This window comes from Flexibacter flexilis DSM 6793 (genome assembly GCF_900112255.1).
GTDB lineage: Bacteria > Bacteroidota > Bacteroidia > Cytophagales > Flexibacteraceae > Flexibacter > Flexibacter flexilis.
Map to the genome: position 1 here is coordinate 74,366 of NZ_FOLE01000009.1, position 14,358 is coordinate 88,723.

A 14,358-nucleotide genomic window follows, 5' to 3' on the forward strand; every position below is an offset into this window, starting at 1 on the left:
GGATTTATTAGAAAAAAAACGGGTTGGTTTTTGCACAAAATATATGCAAAATGGCTTTTTTTGGGTTAATTTGACTCACCTTTAATCCAGCTATCATTTTTTATAAATAGTCAAATCCGTTATTGAAATTATTTAACTTTAAAAATAAGGCTGACGAAATGGGTTAAGTTCCTGTAAGTCAGCGTTACTAACATACAATGGAAAAACAAACAAACGAAACAGCATCACATCACCACAAGGAAAAACCCATTATCGGTATTTCGATGGGCGATTTTAATGGCGTGGGGCCAGAATTAATTCTCAAACTTCTGGAAGACAACCGTTTGTTGCGTTTGTGTACGCCTGTGATTTATGGTTCGTACAAGATTTTGAATAAATACCGTCGTTTGCTCAACTTGGAGGACACGGGTATCGTACATATCAAATCTGCCCAGCAACTCAACCACCGCAAAGCCAATATCGTGATGTGTTGGGAAGAAGATTATGAAATCCAGCCTGGCAAACCTACGCCCGAATCGGGTTTGGGAGCTTGGAAGGCTTTACAAGTGGCTACGGCAGACCTCAAAAACGGCCTGATTGATGCCATCGTAACCGCGCCAATCACCAAAAGCAATATGCCGCGCGAACATTTTGCCTTTGCGGGACATACCGAATATTTTGCAGCAGAATTTGGCGTGGCCGACAACCTGATGTTATTGGTGAGTGAAGATTTACGTGTGGGCGTTGTTACGGGACATATTTCCATTGCCGACGTGCCCAAAACGTTGACCAAAGAAAAGATTTTGAGCAAATTCAACCTGATGCACGAGTCGCTCAAGCAGGATTTTGGCATTATCAAACCGCGCATTGCGATTCTGGGACTCAACCCGCACGCAGGCGAAGAAGGTTTGATGGGCAACGAAGAAAAAGAAATTATTGCTCCGCTCATTAAAGACCTGAAAAACAAAGGGTTGTTGGTGTTTGGGCCATATCCCGCCGACGGCTTTTTTGGTTCGCATTTGTACAAAAAATTTGATGGCATTTTGGCCATGTACCACGACCAAGGCCTTACGCCGTTCAAAACATTGGCGTTCGACCATGGCGTAAATTTTACGGCAGGTTTGCCAGTGGTACGCACTTCGCCAGACCACGGAACGGCCTATAACATTGCGGGAAAAGGCGAAGCCGACGAATCGTCGTTCCGTAGTGCCTTGTATTTGGCTTGCGATGTGGTGCGTTCGCGTCAGGAGCATAAAAAGTAATTTTTCTATAAAAATTATATGAAAAAAATAAGTGTATTGTTGGTAATTGGTTTCTGTTTGTTGCAAATGCAACGTGCGCAGGCTTGGGGCTTTTTTGCTCATCAACGCATTAACCGACTGGCTGTCTTTACGTTACCGCCCGAAATGATGGGATTTTACAAACATCATATCGTTTACCTAACAGAAAACGCCGTAAACCCAGACGCACGCCGCTACGCCGTGAAAGACGAAGCTCCACGCCATTACATAGATTTGGATGAGTATGGGGACAGTGCCGTGTACAAGCTGCCGCGCCGCTGGGAAGATGCCGTAAAAAAATACACTGAAGATACGCTCATGGCCTACGGGATTGTGCCTTGGCAAATCAACCGCATGAAATTTCAGCTCACAAGAGCGTTCAAAGACCGCAACGCACGCGAAATTTTGAGACTTTCGGCGGATTTGGGGCATTACATCGGCGACGGAAACGTACCGTTGCATACCACTTCCAACTACAACGGCCAAATGACCAACCAAAAAGGTATTCATGGTTTTTGGGAATCGCGTTTGCCTGAATTGTTTTCGGATAACTACGATTTTTTTGTAGGCCGCGCCGAATACGTGGAACGTCCGCAACAACGAGCATGGCAAGCCGTAACCGAAGCGAATACGGCTTTGGATTCGGTATTTACTTTTGAGCGAAAATTAAATGCAGAATATTCGCCCGACAAAAAATACAGCTACGAACAGCGCGGCAACGTCAATACGTTGGTGTATTCGAAGGCGTATTCGGGAGATTTTCATAGAATGTTGGGCGGCCAAGTGGAACGCCGTATGCGTGCGGCTATTCGTATGGTTGGCGATTTCTGGTACACTTGCTGGGTAGATGCTGGTCAGCCTGATTTGAATGGCTTAGTTGATTTCAAATTTAGCAAAGAAGAGCAAGAGCAAATGCAGAAAGAGCAGCAAGAATGGCAAAAACGCCGTGAAGGAAACACTAAAATTCGTGAGGAAGCACATAACCATCCACACGGTGCAGACGAAGACCATCACGCCTTTGCGGAAGTGGAGGGTGATTGTTCTTGTTGTTCTTTTCATGTTTTTTTGACAGAAACAAAGATAGAAATGCCTATTTTTGCGCTGCCGCCAAGCAGAATACCGAGCGTAACGGCCAAATAGTTATATTAGCACCCGATTTCAACCCAAAATATGTCTGGAAAAGTATTGACCGTTAATCCTAAAGAAGTTTCTATTGGTGTATTTCATGCCTTTATGATGGGGGCAGTAGCTCCGCGACCAATCGCTTTTGCCAGTACGCAAGACGCAGAAGGCAATGTAAATCTTGCGCCATTTAGTTTTTTCAATGCTTTTGGGTCAAATCCGCCGCTTTTGATCTTCTCGCCAGCGCGTCGAGTACGAGACAATACCATCAAACATACGTTGGAAAACGTTTACCAAATTGACGAAGTTGTTATTAACATTGTAAATTATGCGATGGTAGAGCAAATGTCGTTGGCTAGTTGCGAATACGAACGCGGTGTAAATGAGTTTGAAAAAGCAGGTTTTACGCCTATCGCCTCGCAAATGGTACGCCCTCCGCGCGTGGCTGAGTCGCCTGCAGCCTTTGAATGCAAAGTGCTGCAAGTGATAGAAACAGGCCAACAAGGTGGCGCGGCCAACCTGATTTTGTGCGAAGTGGTTTTGGCGCACTTCCGAGAAGACATATTGGGTTTGGACGGCAAAATTGATACTACGCGCCTTGATGCGGTGGCTCGTATGGGTGGCGACTGGTATTGCAGAGCGCACGGAGATGCGCTTTTTGAAGTTCCGAAACCCAATGAGAAAAAAGGGATTGGTTTTGACCAATTGCCGCATAGTGTAAGGCATAGTAATATACTGACAGGCAATGAATTAGGGCGTTTGGCAAATATAGAACAGTTGCCGACTGCTGAAGAAATAACACAGTACAGACAAATACACACAACACTATTAACCGAAGAAGCAAAACACATAGAGGCAAGCCGACTACTACGCGAACAATGCGTAAAAGAAGCGTGGCTTACTTTATTGCATTAAAATATACAAATACGATTAAAAACATTGAGATTATCAGAAAATGCGCGAACAGATTTTATCATATTCCTTAATTATTCCTATTTTGGGTATATTGGCTGGCTTGGGAACTCTTGTTTATGGAATGTTAAAACAAGAAATTGAGATATTTAAATACTCTTTTTATATATACATAGGTTGTTTTATAGTGTCCTCTCTTTTGTATATGATTCTAATTCCTGCGATTGTTTTGAGAAGAGATATAAATGAAGGGGCAGGCGGTTTATTCTCTATTTTCTTAACAGATTCTGACCTTAGCACTATGGGTTTTGTAGCTTTAAATGCAGTGTTAGGATTTATTTCTATTGTAGCTGTGGGCTATTATCATTTCTCTAAATTTATACCACAATTATTTATTAGGGTGGTTTTGTTGGTTTCAATTCTTACGCTAGTGCTTAGTATTTTGTCAGGCATAGGGACGGCAGGACAAAACGGGAGCGATAAAGTGGTGGATGACGGCGGTTTTGTTGAAGTTAAATAATTTAAAATCAGGAATTTATGCCTTCACATAAAAATAGAATTGGGGTGGTTTATTCCACCGATAGCAATTTTTCGTATCAGGAAGAAAACCAAGAGCAACCCGACACATTGCCAGCCGCCCAACAAAATTTGCGCGTGCAACTAGACAAAAAAATGCGGGCGGGCAAGCAAGTAACTTTAATTACGGGTTTTGTGGGAAAAGACGAAGATCTCGAAAAATTGGGTAAGTTGCTCAAAACCAAATGCGGCGTTGGCGGCTCAGCCAAAGACGGCGAAATTATTATACAAGGCGATTTTCGGGCAAAAGTCCTCGAAATTCTACAGAAAGAAGGTTATAAAGCCAAGTAAAATAAAAAAGCTCACAACATCGACTGTCGTGAGCTTTTTATTTATCTAAAAATCAGATAATTATCTTTTAGAAAGTTCGCCTTTCAAGAAATTGATTACTTCTACAGGGAATGGGTCAACGCCATTGATTTCGGCCAAGAAGAATGAAACCCAGTCGAGTAAGTGAATCAAATAGAAAGATTGTTGGATTACGTCCGCGCCTTTGGCTGGCAAATCTACTACTTCCGAACCTTTTTCGCGGAAGATGTTGCGGCAGATGTCCATACGAATCGCTACGCGTTCGTTGTCGAAACCAGTCGTAACCATAACAGTAAGGGAGTTTTGCAACACGTTTTCTGGATAAACCCAACCCACCAACTCATTGTGGTTCATTTCTGGGAATACGTTTACGTGGCAAAGTTGTTTTGAATTTTCGTTGATTTGTTGTTGTGTACGAATCACTACGCCTTCAAAACGAGCATCTGAATAAAGAATTGGCAAACGGCCTTTCATTTTGCCAGCCAAAACTTTCGCAGTTTCGATGATGTTGGCTTCTTCGGCATCAAGCAAGGCGGCTGTTGCTTTGATAGAATCCCAAGAGTTGCTTGGTGTAAGGCCAAAGAAATTGAACACCGTAAGTAATTGTACGATACCGTACCCGATGCTTGCGCGTGGGCTGTTCGATTCGCCAGGGATAAGGATTACGTCAAGGCCGTTTGTTTTAGCGATTTCGCCCAACTTACCGCCCGACGTGATACATACGATTTTCGCACCTTTCGCGATGGCTTTGCCTACTGCCGAAGTTGTTTCTTCGGTGTTGCCCGAAAAAGAACAAGCTATAAAAAGCGTGTTAGCATTTACAAAACCAGGGATGTCGTAAGATTTGGTAGTGCTGATAGGCACTGCGATGTTGTCGTAAGTGAACGAGCTAACCAAGTTTCCACCGATGCCCGAACCGCCCAAACCAGCGATAACAATATTATGAATAGGAGCAGCCGCCTTGGTAAGTTGGGCTTTTGCTGCGATGTCTAATGCTACGTTAAGTTGTTTACTGAAATCCTCAATTAGTTTTTTCATAATAGCCTAATGCTTTTAGTTAAAGCGTTTTTTTATATAAAGAAAGCACAAATAAAAGTAAATATTTGGTATTGAGCAACAAGGCCAAATTATGAATTTGTAATGCCGTGATACGCCAAAAGCCCAGCCATGGGCGTTGCCAAAATATTCCCAATTTGTAAGTTATACGGCAAATCGGCGGCAGTTTTGCGCAACGGTTCGGCAAAGTGATACGCCACAGACCCCGTAAAATGGATAGGTAATTGCTCGAAATTGTCGAATTTCAAAACGCATTTTTTGAAGAAAATCGTCATTTCTTCCTGCAAAAGAGCTTGCGCATATTCCGAATGCAGGTGTTTGCTCAGAAACGGCGTGAAAGAAGCCGAATAACGGTTGGGGAATGTTTTTTGATATAAACGCTCCAATACTACTTCGCGGCTCACGTCGTAGCTTTGCTCAAAGTCTTTGCGCAAATCTGCAGGCATATCTTGGTAGAAATAATCCTGCAAAAGTCGAAGCCCCAGTTTGCAGCCTGCGCCTTCGTCGCCGAGCAAGTAGCCCAAACCCATGCCATTGACGGCAATGTCTTGCCCGTCGTAAACACAGGAATTAGAACCCGTCCCGATAATGCACGCAATGCCAGCCTCACGTCCGCAAAGCGCACGCGCAGCAGCCAACATATCGTGTTGCACTTCTACTTTTAGCTCAGAGCCAAACACTTGGCGCAAAGCTGCCGCGATTTTTTGTTTTTTCTCGGCAGTGCTGCAACCCGTTCCGTAAAAATACACCATGCGCACCAAAGGCGATTGCATCACAGGAAAAAGCTCTTTTTTGAGCAGTTGCACGATCTCATCGTAGCTTTGGTGATAAGGGTTAATTCCTTGTGTCAGAATGGTTTGTATTTGTTCTGTGCCGCGCACAAGTCGCCAGTCGGTTTTGGTAGAGCCGCTATCGGCAATGAGTATAGTTTCCATCATAAGTAGAGATTCAGTATATCAGGACTGAAAAAATTTGCCCAACAAATTTCCGTCTTTGGCGTTGGCCTCAATGTCCGAAAGTTGCATTTGTAAGGCGTGAGTAGAAATAAGTATTTCGTGAATGGACATGGCCAGCGAAATAATCAGCGACAACAAACCCGCACCAAACAGATATTGAGCAGCTTGGTTGTAGTTTTCATAAATCAAAAACATAGACACGACACACAAAAACATCGAAGAAATCCCCGCCACTTGCATATTCCGAATCAGGATTACGCGAAGTTTTAGGTTTTTGATTTGCTTGAGCGTCATGGGGTCGGGCGACTCCTTGTAGCGTTCGTGTAGCGTGCGAATCAGCCCCGCCAAGGTCATAAACCGATTGGTATAAGCCAGCAGCAACAACGAAATGGCAGGAAACAACAACGCAGGCGTGTTTAGGGTCAGTTGCATAGTGGGTTGTGTTATTACTCTTCTTCTTTAATAATGTACACGTCTTCGGTTTTCTTTTTCATCAAAAAATCTTCGCGGGCAAAGCGTTCGATTTGGCGCGGATTACCAAAAAGCTCTTCACGGTCTTTGCGCACTTCTTCTATTTTTTCGAGATAATAGGCTTTTTCAGCTTGCAAATCACGCAGCTTTTTGCGTGCCTTGTATTGCGTAAAAACGTCGTTGCTGTCAAAAAACAACATCCAAACCACAAAAACAGCAATAGACGCACCATAAAAATTGCGTAAAAATCGCGGCAATGAAATAGGAATACGCATTGTTTTTCAGATAATTAAATTTTTTATCAATATAAATCCCTGTTTTGGGAACTGCGAAAAGACAAAGATACGCAAACGGCCATTTCCCCAAAACCTTTGGGCGTATTATCGTTTCAGAATCTTGCCGCAAACATATATATTTTGTTGGCTTACAGCTTGGCCACAACTCGGCGCGTGAGGATTGTCATTTTTTTGATACAAACGGAAAGTATAGTTTTGTAGTCTTGGTTTTTTATAATTAGTATTTCTATTTAGAAAACAATCTTTTATCAATCAGTTTCATGAAAAATACAATACAGTTTGTCTCTGCCGAAGAGGCTGTAAGCCATGTCCAGTCGGGCAACCGCGTTTTTGTGCATGGCAGTGCCGCCACGCCGCGTTTTTTGCTCCAAAAACTCATTGACCGCAAACATGAGCTACAAGATGTTGAGATAGTGAGCATTACCACGCAAGGCATCGACCTAAATTCTCCTGATTTGGCAGGGCATTTTTACTTTAACTCGCTTTTCGTGTCGGACAGCAACCGCACCGCCATCAAAGAAGGACGCGGCCATTATACGCCCGTTTTCTTGAGCGAAATCCCGAAATTATTTAATCAAGGCTATTTGCCGTTGGACGTGGCCATCGTGCAACTCTCGCCACCCGACAAACATGGTTATTGTTCGTTGGGTACGTCCATCGACATTGCGCGTTCTGCTGTGCGCATGGCCAAAAAAGTAATTGCCCACATCAATCCGCAAATGCCGCGCGTGCATGGTGAAGGTTTTGTACACGTGAGCCAAATCACGGCAGCCGTTTGGGCGGATGTGCCTTTGCTGGAGATGAACTATGGCGCAGAAGCCAGCGAGGCTTCCGCCAAAATCGGGCAAATAATTGCGGGCTTGGTCGAAGATGGCGCAACGCTCCAAATGGGTATCGGCACGATTCCAGACCAAGTGTTAAGCAACCTGACCAATCACAAAAATTTGGGTTTGCATACCGAAATGTTTTCGGATGGCGCGTTGCCGCTGCTCGAAAGTGGTGTAATTAACAATGCTTTTAAGAAAAAACATCAAGGCTATACTGTTACGTCGTTTTTGTTTGGCACGCGCAAACTCTACGATTTCGTGGACGATAATCCGATGATTAAGGCCATAGACATCGCCTACGTGAACGACCCGACCGTAATCATGCAAAACCCTAAGGTTCACGCCATTAACAGTGCCATCGAAGTAGATTTGACGGGGCAAGTTTGCGCCGATTCGATTGGTTCTTATCAATATTCGGGCATCGGTGGGCAAGTGGATTTTATTAGAGGTGCGGCACTTTCCGAAGGCGGCAAACCGATTATTGCGTTGCCGTCGACTACTAACAAAGGCGTTTCGCGCATCGTGCCATTCCTGAAAGAAGGGGCAGGTGTAGTAACAACACGCGGCCATATTCATTGGGTGGTTACGGAATTTGGGGCGGTAAATTTGTTTGGGAAAAACATGGAACAACGTGCCAAAGCCTTGATAGAATTGGCACACCCAGATCACCGCGAAGCCTTAGACCGCGCCTGTTACGAACGTTTCAAGATGTAGGCAAGGGCTTATTTTTTACAAAAAACAGGTAAAAAGATAAAAGTTTGTAACTATGGCCTCATTCGTAGATAAAACATTGCTTACGAACCGCTTGGCATTAGTTTATTTTGGGTAAAAACAAAAAAAGTTGTACTCAAATGGATTTTGTCATTAGCGAATCTGGTTTTTATTCCTAATTTTAGCCGTTTTACTGCGTTAGCTATTTTATATATTTTTATTTATAAACACAGAAAGTTTTATGTCAGAATTAAACTCCCACTTTTCCCTTGACGCGATAGTGGAAATCCCTAAGGGAAGCCGCAACAAATATGAGTATGATTACGAGAAAAAAATGATACGTTATGACCGTATGCTTTTCTCGCCAATGCACTACCCAACTGATTACGGTTATTTCCCTGAAACATTGGCTGGCGACGGCGACCCATTGGACGCTTTGGTTTTGGTTTCTGAACCAACTTTCCCTGGTTGTTTGATTGAGGTACGTCCTATCGCTTTGTTCCGTATGCACGACGAGAAAGGCCCAGATTCTAAAATTTTGTGCGTGCCAGTTTCTGACCCAATTTGGAACAAACTTTACCGTTTGTCGGAAGTGAACCCACACCTTATCAAAGAAATCGAACACTTCTTCGCGGTTTACAAAGACCTTGAAAAGAAAAAAGTAGGTATCGAAGGTTGGGAAGACGAAGATGCGGCAGTTGCTTCTATCCGTCGTTCACAACAACGTTTCTTGGACAAACAACAATAATTGTATAAAAGAAATCCAAAAACCCCACAAATCTAAGCCATTTGTGGGGTTTTATCGTCTCCATTAGTTTACCAATTTATGAATACACCTACCTTCTATATTGCAGTTGCCTGCGCGATGGCTTATTTGTTGGGTTCTATCCCGACGGCGGTTTGGTTTGGCAAGCGTTTTTATGGCGTAGATGTGCGCGAGCACGGGAGCGGCAACGCAGGCGCGACCAATACGTTTCGGGTTTTGGGCAAAAAAGCAGGCGCGATTGTGTTTGTCATAGACGTAATCAAAGGCTTTGCTTCTACCATGATTGCGTATTTTTTGCTTGAAAAACAGGTCATTAGCTCCGAAAATTTCATGTTGTATCAATTGCTTTTGGGTGTTTTGGCGGTGCTGGGACACATTTTTCCTGTGTTCGCGGGCTTTCGTGGCGGCAAAGGCGTAGCCACATCGTTGGGCATGGTGCTGGGCGTTTATCCTGCGGTAGCGGCTTTGTGTTTTGGCGTGTTTGTGTTGGTATTTGGTGTTTCTAATTATGTCTCTTTGGGTTCGATTACGGCGGCTACTCTTTTTCCGTTGTTGTTGCTTTTGCCTGCTTTCAAGCCCGAAAATCCTCTGGCAACGGTTGGCGGCTTCATTCTCGGTGCGACAGTGGTAGCCATGCACCACAAAAACATCAAGAAATTGATAAAAGGAGAAGAAAGCAAAACCTTTTTGTTTAGAAGTAAAGACAAATAAAAAGCTATCTGTCAGTTTTTTAGCTAAAAATAAAATCTTTGCTGTTGGTCACCGTTCTTACTGGTGACCATTTTTGTTTGGGGCGGGTTTGCGGCGAATAGCGGCCTTAATCTCCGCAAAATATGCGGTGAATAATTTGGTGGCTTGCGGCGGGATTAGAAATGTTATTTGTTGGTATATTGACGTTGTTTAGTATTTTGGCTAAAATCAAAGAAAGAAATCAGACCTATCGATTTGTTGAATTTATATTTTACCACCAAAGCCTTTAGGTTTAACATCTTTGTAGTAGAAAATATTATCGTTTAGAAATAAACACTGTAGGTGTGGCATCTTCATCTTTTTAATTTCAATAAAACACCCCACTAAAACGGGATTTTATGCAAACCCACGACAACAATAAACCCATTCTCGAAAATTATTTGCGCAAGCTCACCAACCTGAGCAATGCCAATAAATCTTTGTTGCTTTTGCGTTTGTCCAAAAGTCAAGATATTGGTTTTCAGGATTTTGATTTTTTGTTAGGGAAAAAATCGTTTGACGTGCTGCGGCCTTTGCTGGAACACAAAAAGCAAATTTCGCTTTGTGCTGTGCACGACCCGCGCCATGCCGCTAACAATTTGGTTTCGAGTCGTTTGCATCAGATTTGGCGCAAAACCCAGCAAATCGCCGAAGAACGCGGTACGCAGGATTTGTTTGTGGGTTATCCGTTTGTGGAAGGTTGCTTGCCCAATGGCACGCGGTTGCGCTGTCCGTTGCTGTTTTTTCCTGTGCGCCTCGAAGCGCAAAATAATCTTTGGCAACTGGAGCTACTTGATGAGTCGCTGATTGGTTTTAACAAAAGTTTTTTGTTGGCTTACGCGCAGTTTTCGGGGGTAGAACTCTCGCAACCACTTTGGGAGTTTTCGGGTGAACAATTGCCCGACGGCGACGCGCTGACGGTGCGGACTTTTTTGTATAATTTACTAAAAGACAGTAACATACAAATCAATTTTGGCCGCGAAACACTCGCCGATACGCTTTTGCCTTTCACGGATTTTCAGCGCAAAGACTACGACGAAGCCCACAGCGAAGCGGGTGTTTTGCGATTGCAGCCGCAAGCCGTGTTGGGACTTTTTCCGCAAGCCGACTCGTATTTATTGCCTGATTATGAGTTTTTTATAAAAAATAACATTACACTTTCGTCTCTGTTTCATTCTGAGTCAACGCCACACGCGCCCATACGCGAGGAGCAAATTTTCGCGCCTTTCGCGCTGGACGCTTCGCAGGAACAAGTGTTGCGGGCGGTGAAGTCGGGGCAGTCGTTGGTGGTGCAAGGGCCTCCAGGTACTGGCAAATCCGAACTGATTTGTAATCTGGCCGCCGATGCCATCGCCAAAGGCAAACGCGTGTTGGTGGTGAGCCAAAAACGCGCGGCCTTAGATGTGGTGTATCAGCGTTTTGTTAGAAAAAATTTGCAGCAGTTTGTGGGGCTGGTGCATGATTTTTTGGCCGACCGCCCCGCCATTTATGCGCAACTGGCCGTCCAAATCAGCCAAACCGACACGTACAAACAACATAACAGTAGCCTGAACGCTATTGCGTTAGAACAAGATTTTGTACGTGAAGCGCGGCTCATCGACCAACACGCGCAGCAATTGGAGGCGTACAAAATCGCGTTGTTTTCGACGCACAAAATGGGACTTTCTCCCAAAACCTTGTACCTGACTTCGCGACCGAGTGCGCAGCCATTGGATTTGGGCGAGGCGTACAAGCATTTCGATGCGCAAACATGGTATATTTTTGAGCGAAAATTTCAACAATATGCACAGTATGTGGATAACCTACAAAATGTGGATAACTTATGGCTTCATCGGCTCAATTTTGCGCATTTTTCGGCCATTGACAAGCAAAAGTTATTGGAAACATTGGCCGATATTCAACAACAAAGAAGCACTTTACAACAAGATTTTGAAAGGTTAGAGGCTGTAAATCAATATTTTATACAAAAAGAAAATTTTGAGCAAATACTGGAGGCCATCGGCAGCGAGCAAGAATACGCACTTTTGGCCGAATGCCTTAGAAATCAGGTATCAAGCGCGGTTGTTGGCAAAAGTTATCAACATTTTGTAGAAAATTTTACCGAAAAACCAATACTTCAAGCCACCAACGAAGCCACCACTTTAGCGGTGAATATTGCGCAATGGCAAGAACTTTTGCCGAAAGCACAGCAAGCCGCCGACGCGCACGCGCATTGGTGGACGCGCACCATTTGGCAGCTTTCTAATCCCAACAAAAAAACATTGCTTTCGCTTGCCGCAGCAAACGGCATTGCGATAACAGATTTGCCCGACAAAATAAAAAAACGAATTGACTATCAGAAATTTATAGCACAATTACAACAAAAAAAAGGTTATGGAAGTGTGCCGCCAAGCCTTCAACCCGAAACCGTAGCACAAAGTCTGCAAGCGTTACAAAAAGTCAGCCGTTGGGCGGAACTTTGGCGCAAAACCATGCCCGACAAAAATCGAATAGCCATAACAAAACTTACTTGGTCGCAGTGGTGTAAGGCTTTGACTGAATTAATACAAAAAACAGCCTTTTGGCAAAATAAAATATCGCAATGGCATACTTATTTGGCTTTTATACAAATAGAAATTTTGTTGCAATGCCCTGAAAATGAATTTTCCACGTGGAAGGCATATTATCAGCAACATTTTGATAATTTGGTTGCCTTCGATAAGTTATGCACGGAGTTATCCACAACCGAAAAGCAGGTTATACACGATTTGGAGGCATATCTTCACAAAAATGCCACAAGTTATCCACATTTCTTACATACTTGGTCAGTGTTGGATAATGCTTGGCGGTTGGCTTGGCTGGCAGATTTAGAAAAGCAATTTCCAGAACTCAAATTTCCGTCGGAATTGGCTTTTGTGAACACGGTGGAGCAGTTGCAAACGTCGGTGGCACGCAAACAAACGCTTTCGGCGCATTTGCTCGAACTCCGTGCCAAAGAACGTACGTACAGGCTTTTGCAATACAATCGCTTGGGTAATATGGTCTCTTACAGGGAGTTGTACCATCAGACCACCAAAAAACGCCGCATTTGGCCGCTGCGCCGACTGCTGGCCACTTACGCCAACGAAATTTTTGAGCTTTGTCCGTGTTGGCTGGCTTCGCCCGAAACGGTGTCGGCGATTTTTCCGCAAGAACAATGTTTTGATTTGGTGATTTTTGATGAGGCTTCGCAATGTTTCGCCGAAAAAGGCCTGCCCGCCATGTTTCGCGGCAAACAAGTGGTCGTGGCTGGCGATGAAAAGCAGCTTTCGCCGCATCATTTGTACCAATTGCGTTGGGACGGCGACCCGACCGACGAGCCTTTGGCCGAGTTGGATTCGTTGCTGGATTTGGCGTTGCAATTTTTGCCGCAATACCAACTTACGGGACATTATCGCAGCCGCACGCCTGATTTGATAGACTTTTCCAACCTATATTTTTACCGTTCTTCTTTGCAAATATTGCCGCATCGGGATGTACTCAATCATTACGAACCAGCTATTAAGTATTTGAAAATAAATGGTTTGTGGGAAAATAATCATAATACCACAGAAGCCGAACATATTTTGCAACTACTCCAAAGCATTAGCCAAAACCCCGCACTCAAAAACAAAAGTGTGGGCATTGTTACGTTTAATGCGCAGCAGCAAAACTTGATTTTGGACTGTTGGGAAAAAGCCAACGCCCAACAACGTATTGAGGTTAAAGACCTGTTTGTCAAGAATATAGAAAACGTACAAGGCGATGAACGCGACATTATTATTTTTTCGGTAGGTTACGCCCCCAACGCGCAAGGCCGCGTAATGGCGCAATTTGGGAGTCTTAACGCCGAAGGCGGCCAAAACCGCCTGAATGTGGCTGTAACCCGTGCGCGCGAACAAATTTGGGTGGTTTGTAGTTTTTGGCCGCAACAACTCCAAACTGACCATACGCAACACGAAGGCGCGAAACTTTTCAAAAAATATTTGGAATACGCACTGCTCGTTTCAGAAGGAAAATGGCAGCCGCAACCGTACCCCAAAAATGAGAAGTATTACGAGAGTTTGGCCGAAAAATTAAGCCAACAACAAGACCATTTGCAAGCGGTTTTGCCGTTTGCAGACCTGATGGAAACGACTGAAAATCAATACAAAAGCCTTGTGCTCACGGACGATAATTTATTTTATCAAAGCCTTTCGGCGAAAGATTGGTTTGTATATAGGCCAGCGGCTTTTGCCCGACAAAATTGGCCGTTTCGGTGGGAGCATAGCCGCAATTGGTGGCTCAGGCAATAGGGTTTGTTTTGTAGCTCAAGAAAACTAGATTGACGATAAAATTATTTATTTTAGCTACGCACAACAGCGCGTATTT

At 44.0% G+C, this 14,358-nt stretch carries 13 protein-coding genes; 9 read left to right on the plus strand and 4 right to left on the minus strand.

Features of this window, described 5'->3' with window-relative positions:
- The first annotated feature begins 197 nt into the window (after nt 1-197).
- From pdxA to BM090_RS14020, 5 genes are read left to right on the plus strand one after another with little or no spacing between them, the layout of a single operon-like run.
- On the plus strand, nt 198-1,241 hold the full coding sequence (pdxA, locus tag BM090_RS14000; RefSeq protein WP_091514503.1) for a 4-hydroxythreonine-4-phosphate dehydrogenase PdxA: 1,044 nt from the start codon (nt 198-200) through the stop codon (nt 1,239-1,241).
- 18 nt (nt 1,242-1,259) lie between these two features.
- Nucleotides 1,260-2,399 carry a zinc dependent phospholipase C family protein gene (locus BM090_RS14005; RefSeq protein ID WP_317040748.1) on the plus strand — a complete coding sequence of 380 codons (1,140 nt, stop codon included), beginning with the start codon at nt 1,260-1,262 and terminating at the stop codon, nt 2,397-2,399.
- 30 nt (nt 2,400-2,429) lie between these two features.
- Nucleotides 2,430-3,296: a flavin reductase family protein gene (locus tag BM090_RS14010; protein ID WP_091514507.1), complete on the plus strand. Its 867-nt coding sequence runs from the start codon at nt 2,430-2,432 to the stop codon at nt 3,294-3,296.
- A 40-nt stretch (nt 3,297-3,336) separates the two neighbouring features.
- Nucleotides 3,337-3,813, plus strand: coding sequence for a hypothetical protein (locus tag BM090_RS14015; RefSeq protein WP_091514510.1), 477 nt, complete (start codon nt 3,337-3,339; stop codon nt 3,811-3,813).
- 17 nt (nt 3,814-3,830) lie between these two features.
- Complete coding sequence (locus BM090_RS14020) at nt 3,831-4,160, plus strand: translation initiation factor (protein ID WP_091514513.1); 330 nt, start codon at nt 3,831-3,833, stop codon at nt 4,158-4,160.
- Nucleotides 4,161-4,220: 60 nt separating this feature from the next.
- On the opposite strand, the gene BM090_RS14025 is transcribed toward BM090_RS14020, so the two are convergent.
- The 4 genes from BM090_RS14025 to BM090_RS14040 all read right to left on the minus strand — a co-directional run bounded on the left by BM090_RS14025 (nt 4,221) and on the right by BM090_RS14040 (nt 6,936).
- Complete coding sequence (locus BM090_RS14025) at nt 4,221-5,216, minus strand: bifunctional phosphoglucose/phosphomannose isomerase (RefSeq protein ID WP_091514516.1); 996 nt, start codon at nt 5,214-5,216, stop codon at nt 4,221-4,223.
- Between the two features lie 89 nt (nt 5,217-5,305).
- The gene (locus BM090_RS14030; protein ID WP_091514520.1) at nt 5,306-6,172 is read right to left on the minus strand and encodes a hypothetical protein; all 867 of its coding nucleotides are present in this window, start codon (nt 6,170-6,172) and stop codon (nt 5,306-5,308) included.
- An 18-nt stretch (nt 6,173-6,190) separates the two neighbouring features.
- Nucleotides 6,191-6,622, minus strand: a complete 432-nt coding sequence (locus BM090_RS14035; RefSeq protein WP_091514524.1) for a DUF2721 domain-containing protein — start codon at nt 6,620-6,622, stop codon at nt 6,191-6,193.
- 14 nt (nt 6,623-6,636) lie between these two features.
- Nucleotides 6,637-6,936, minus strand: a complete 300-nt coding sequence (locus BM090_RS14040) for an FtsB family cell division protein (RefSeq protein ID WP_091514528.1) — start codon at nt 6,934-6,936, stop codon at nt 6,637-6,639.
- Between the two features lie 281 nt (nt 6,937-7,217).
- Here BM090_RS14040 and BM090_RS14045 point away from each other — a divergent pair, with 281 nt between their 5' ends.
- From BM090_RS14045 to BM090_RS14060, 4 genes are all read left to right on the plus strand, one after another.
- Nucleotides 7,218-8,498, plus strand: a complete 1,281-nt coding sequence (locus BM090_RS14045; protein WP_091514531.1) for an acetyl-CoA hydrolase/transferase family protein — start codon at nt 7,218-7,220, stop codon at nt 8,496-8,498.
- Nucleotides 8,499-8,736: 238 nt separating this feature from the next.
- Nucleotides 8,737-9,243 carry an inorganic diphosphatase gene (locus tag BM090_RS14050; protein WP_091514534.1) on the plus strand — a complete coding sequence of 169 codons (507 nt, stop codon included), beginning with the start codon at nt 8,737-8,739 and terminating at the stop codon, nt 9,241-9,243.
- Nucleotides 9,244-9,321: 78 nt separating this feature from the next.
- Complete coding sequence (gene plsY / locus BM090_RS14055; protein WP_091514538.1) at nt 9,322-9,972, plus strand: glycerol-3-phosphate 1-O-acyltransferase PlsY; 651 nt, start codon at nt 9,322-9,324, stop codon at nt 9,970-9,972.
- 377 nt (nt 9,973-10,349) lie between these two features.
- Entirely contained in the window at nt 10,350-14,282 is a 3,933-nt protein-coding gene (locus BM090_RS14060) for a DEAD/DEAH box helicase (protein WP_091514541.1), read from the plus strand.
- Nucleotides 14,283-14,358: the final 76 nt, after the last annotated feature.

Excerpts from the sequence above, each read along its gene's own strand:
- BM090_RS14015 (WP_091514510.1), top strand. The coding sequence starts at position 3,337 with ATGCGCGAACAGATTTTATCATATTCCTTAATTATTCCTATTTTGGGT.
- BM090_RS14050 (WP_091514534.1), top strand. The coding sequence starts at position 8,737 with ATGTCAGAATTAAACTCCCACTTTTCCCTTGACGCGATAGTGGAAATC.
- pdxA (WP_091514503.1), top strand. The coding sequence starts at position 198 with ATGGAAAAACAAACAAACGAAACAGCATCACATCACCACAAGGAAAAA.
- BM090_RS14040 (WP_091514528.1), bottom strand. The coding sequence starts at position 6,936 with ATGCGTATTCCTATTTCATTGCCGCGATTTTTACGCAATTTTTATGGT.
- BM090_RS14020 (WP_091514513.1), top strand. The coding sequence starts at position 3,831 with ATGCCTTCACATAAAAATAGAATTGGGGTGGTTTATTCCACCGATAGC.
- BM090_RS14030 (WP_091514520.1), bottom strand. The coding sequence starts at position 6,172 with ATGATGGAAACTATACTCATTGCCGATAGCGGCTCTACCAAAACCGAC.
- BM090_RS14045 (WP_091514531.1), top strand. The coding sequence starts at position 7,218 with ATGAAAAATACAATACAGTTTGTCTCTGCCGAAGAGGCTGTAAGCCAT.
- BM090_RS14025 (WP_091514516.1), bottom strand. The coding sequence starts at position 5,216 with ATGAAAAAACTAATTGAGGATTTCAGTAAACAACTTAACGTAGCATTA.
- plsY (WP_091514538.1), top strand. The coding sequence starts at position 9,322 with ATGAATACACCTACCTTCTATATTGCAGTTGCCTGCGCGATGGCTTAT.
- BM090_RS14060 (WP_091514541.1), top strand. The coding sequence starts at position 10,350 with ATGCAAACCCACGACAACAATAAACCCATTCTCGAAAATTATTTGCGC.
- BM090_RS14035 (WP_091514524.1), bottom strand. The coding sequence starts at position 6,622 with ATGCAACTGACCCTAAACACGCCTGCGTTGTTGTTTCCTGCCATTTCG.
- BM090_RS14010 (WP_091514507.1), top strand. The coding sequence starts at position 2,430 with ATGTCTGGAAAAGTATTGACCGTTAATCCTAAAGAAGTTTCTATTGGT.
- BM090_RS14005 (WP_317040748.1), top strand. The coding sequence starts at position 1,260 with ATGAAAAAAATAAGTGTATTGTTGGTAATTGGTTTCTGTTTGTTGCAA.